Source organism: Polaromonas sp., from assembly GCF_039932935.1.
Lineage (GTDB): Bacteria > Pseudomonadota > Gammaproteobacteria > Burkholderiales > Burkholderiaceae_C > Polaromonas.
The window spans coordinates 1-3,961 of sequence record NZ_JBDTPB010000005.1 but is presented as its reverse complement, the minus strand read 5'-3'; the positions used below and the strand labels follow the sequence as shown (position 1 = coordinate 3,961).

Annotated in this window: 3 protein-coding genes; all 3 read left to right on the top strand. The window is 62.4% G+C overall.

The genetic code is table 11. From position 1 onward, the window contains the following. Positions 1–788, top strand: a 788-nt coding sequence (locus tag ABI546_RS00455; RefSeq protein WP_348042996.1) for an AAA family ATPase, incomplete at its 5' end; no start/stop codon positions are given. 122 nt (positions 789–910) lie between these two features. Further along, on the top strand, positions 911–2,368 hold the full coding sequence (cls, locus tag ABI546_RS00450; protein WP_348042994.1) for a cardiolipin synthase: 1,458 nt from the start codon (positions 911–913) through the stop codon (positions 2,366–2,368). 16 nt (positions 2,369–2,384) lie between these two features. Continuing rightward, positions 2,385–3,854, top strand: coding sequence for an exodeoxyribonuclease I (gene sbcB / locus ABI546_RS00445; RefSeq protein WP_348042992.1), 1,470 nt, complete (start codon positions 2,385–2,387; stop codon positions 3,852–3,854). Positions 3,855–3,961: the final 107 nt, after the last annotated feature.

The following is a 3,961-nucleotide window of genomic DNA, read 5'->3' as shown; positions in this document are numbered from 1 at the left end:
TGGGCATCGAGCTGATCCGCTTCGACATGTCCGAGTACATGGAGCGCCACGCCGTGAGCCGCCTGATCGGCGCGCCCCCGGGCTATGTTGGTTTTGACCAGGGCGGTCTGCTGACCGAAGCGGTGACCAAGAAGCCGCATTGCGTACTGCTGCTCGATGAAATCGAGAAGGCGCACCCGGACATCTTCAACGTGCTGCTGCAGGTCATGGACCACGGCACGCTGACCGACAACAACGGGCGCAAGGCCGATTTCCGCAATGTCATCATCGTCATGACCACCAACGCCGGTGCCGAGACGATGAACAAGGCAACCATCGGCTTTACCAACCCGCGCGAGTCCGGCGACGAGATGGCCGACATCAAGCGCCTGTTCACGCCCGAGTTCCGTAACCGCCTCGACGCGACAGTCAGCTTCAAGGCGCTCGACGAAACCGTTATCCTGCGCGTGGTCGACAAGTTCCTGCTGCAGCTTGAAACCCAGCTGGCTGAAAAGAAAGTGGAAGTCACTTTCACCGACACGCTGCGCAAGTACCTCGGCAAGAAGGGCTTCGATCCGCTGATGGGCGCCCGCCCGATGCAGCGCCTGATTCAGGACACCATCCGGCGTGCGCTGGCCGACGAGCTGCTGTTTGGCCGGCTCACGGACGGTGGCCGCCTGACGGTGGACATGAAGGTCACGACCGACGAAAAGGGCGTTGAGAACGGAGAAGTCCAGCTCGACATCCAGCCTTTGCCCAAGAAGGAAGGCAAAGCCAAGCCGGAAGCCGAAGCGGCAGAGACGAACTGAGCGTGTCGCCCATCTCTCTGCGCGGATAGTTCTCGCGCAGCCAAAAAAGGCCGGTAGCATCACGCTGTCGGCCTTTTCCATTTTGCTTTGCCAGTATTGTCAGAAAACCAGAGACGCTCCGCTTGACGCTTCCCCAACTCAGTTCCGAATGGACCACCGGCCTCTCGCTGGCCTGGAGCGCCTACATTGGCGTGCTGTCGGTCTGGATCGTGATGCAAAAACGCGCCCCGGTTTCCACCATGAGCTGGATCCTGTCGCTGGCGCTGCTGCCCTTTGCGGGTTTTGTCATTTATTACTTCCTCGGCCCCCAGCGCCTGAAAAAGCAGCGCCTCAAGCGGCTGCGCAGCAGCGCCGGCGCGCGTGGCGATGCCGATCTGGCCCAGCTGCAGGGCGCGGCAGAGAGAGCCCCCCCGGCCCTGCGGCAAATGACGGCCCTGGGCACTGCTGCTTGCGGCCTCCCGGTGTCCAGCGCCACTTCCGTCCAGCTGCTTTCAGGGGGCGCGCAGGCGTTTGACCGCATCTTCGACGCGATCCGCGGGGCCAGTGACCATGTTCACCTCGAATACTATATTTTTGAACCCGACCGGATCGGTACCGCCCTGCGCGACCTGTTGGCCGAAAAATCGAAGCAGGGCGTCAAGGTACGCCTGCTGGTCGATGCGCTCGGCTCCAAGCGGCTTGGCAGCCGATTTCTTGCGCCGCTTGAGGCTTCCGGTGCCGAGATTGCGTTCTTTCACGACACCCGCATAGGCCGCCGCCTGCGCCCGGTTACCAACTACCGCACCCACCGCAAGATTGTCGTTTGCGACGGCCGTATTGGCTTCACAGGCGGCGTCAATATCACCGATGAAGAAGACCGGCGCACCCGCCCTGATGCCTACCATGACGTGCACGTGCGCATCGAAGGCAGCGCAGTGCGCTGGCTGCAGACGACTTTCCTGGAGGACTGGACTTACGCCACCGGCGAATCGGTAGCAGACACAGACCGAACCCTTCCGCATTTGCTGCCCCATCTGGTGCCCGACGAAGAGGCCGGCGACATTCCAGTCCAGGTGGTGACCAGCGGGCCGGACAACGTGCTCGAGCCGATTCACCGCATGCACCTGGCCGCCATCAATGCCTCAACAAGCCGGGCCTGGTTGACCACGCCCTACTTTGTGCCCGGAGAGCCCGCCCTGATGGCGCTGACGAGCGCCGCGCTGCGCGGCGTTGATGTGCGCCTGCTGGTCCCACGCCGCAGTGACAGCTTTATCGTCAGCGCAGCGGCGCGCTCTTACTTCGATGAGCTGATCGCCGCCGGCGTCAAGGTCTGGGAGTACAAGGCCCGCATGCTGCATTCCAAAACGCTGGTGGTTGACGACAGTTGTGCCATGGTCGGCACCGCCAACTTTGACAACCGCAGTTTTCGCCTCAATTTCGAGGTGATGGCCGTGGTCTATGGCCCTGCGTTGGCAGGGCCGCTCGCTGCGCAGTTCGAAACCGACCTGCTGAGCGCCGCACCCGTGCGCGCAAACCGCCCCCAGAACTTTTTGATGCGCCTGCTTGATGCCGTGGCACGGCTGTTTTCCCCTTTGCTCTGATTACCCCGAGTTTTCCATGACCCACACCTTCCTCTGGCACGACTACGAAACCTTCGGCATCAACCCGCGTCGCGACCGGCCCGCGCAGTTCGCCGGCATTCGTACCGACGCCGAGCTCAATGAGATCGGCGAGCCGCTGATGATTTATTGCAGGCCCGCCAACGACTACCTGCCTGACCCGGCGTCTTGCCTCATCACCGGCATCACGCCGCAGTTGTGCCTTGAGCGCTGCTTGCCCGAGCACGAATTCGCCGCGCAAATCGAGGCCATGCTGGCCGAACCGGGAACCATCGGCGTCGGCTACAACACCATCCGCTTCGATGACGAAGTCACGCGGCATCTGTTCTGGCGCAACCTGATCGACCCCTATGCGCGCGAATGGCAAAACGACTGCGGCCGTTGGGATTTGCTCGACGTCGTGCGCATGGCCTATGCGTTGCGACCCGAGGGCATCGTCTGGCCGATCAAACCCGATGAACGCAGGCCCGACGACGCAGCTGCGGTTCGGCCCAGTTTCAAGCTGGAAGACCTGGCGCGCGCCAACGGCTTGATGCACGAAGCGGCGCACGATGCGTTGTCGGACGTTCGCGCCACCATCGCGCTGGCCCGTCTGATCCGCAAAGCACAACCCAAGCTGTTTGACTTTTGCCTGGGCCTGCACAAAAAAGACCGCGTGGCCGCGGAGCTCGGCTTGCCCACCAGTCCACAGACTGCCCAGCCGTTTTTACACATCTCGGGCATGTTTCCGCCGGAGCGCGGCTGCCTCGCCGTCATGTGGCCGCTGGCAACGCACCCGACGAACAAGAACGAGCTGCTGGCCTGGGACCTGTCGCAAGACCCGAGCGAGCTGCCCCTGCTTGACGTTGCCACGCTGCGGCAACGCCTCTTCAGTAAATCGGCTGACTTGCCTGAAGGCGTGCTGCGCCTGCCCATCAAGTCAGTTCACCTGAACAAGTCACCCATGGTCGTGCGCAAGCTCGCCACGCTGTCACCGGAGATGGCGGCCAAATGGGGTGTAGACATCCCCGCAGCGCTGGCCAACGCCGAAAAAGCCGCCGGCCTGCCCGACATGAGCGCCATCTGGCCCGAAGTCTTCCACCGGCCCAAAGAGCCCACTCCGGATGTCGATGAAGACCTGTACGGCGGCTTCATCAACAACACCGACCGGCGCCGCCTGAACCAGCTGCGCGCCATGTCACCCGCCGAGCTGGCCCATGCCCGCATCGGTTTTGACGACGAGCGCCTTGGCGAGTTGGTGTTTCGTTACCGGGCCCGCAACTTTGCGGAAACGCTGTCGCCCGAAGACGTTGAACGCTGGGAGGCGCACCGCGCCGCGCGTTTGCTCGAAGGTGAGGGTGGGGCGCGGAATGTCGATGCGCTGTTTGCCGAGATTGATGTACTGGCCGAGACCGCGGATGAGAAAAAGCAGGTTGTTCTGGAGGCGCTTTATGAGTATGCGGAGATGATTGCGCCTGAGATGTCGTAGCTGCTTGCTACCAAATGGGGGCGCTGCGGTTTTTTGCCGAGTTCCGCTGGCCGGGGTTGCCCGGCGGCAAGTAACTTTTCTTTGCTTCGCCAAAGAAAAGTCACCAA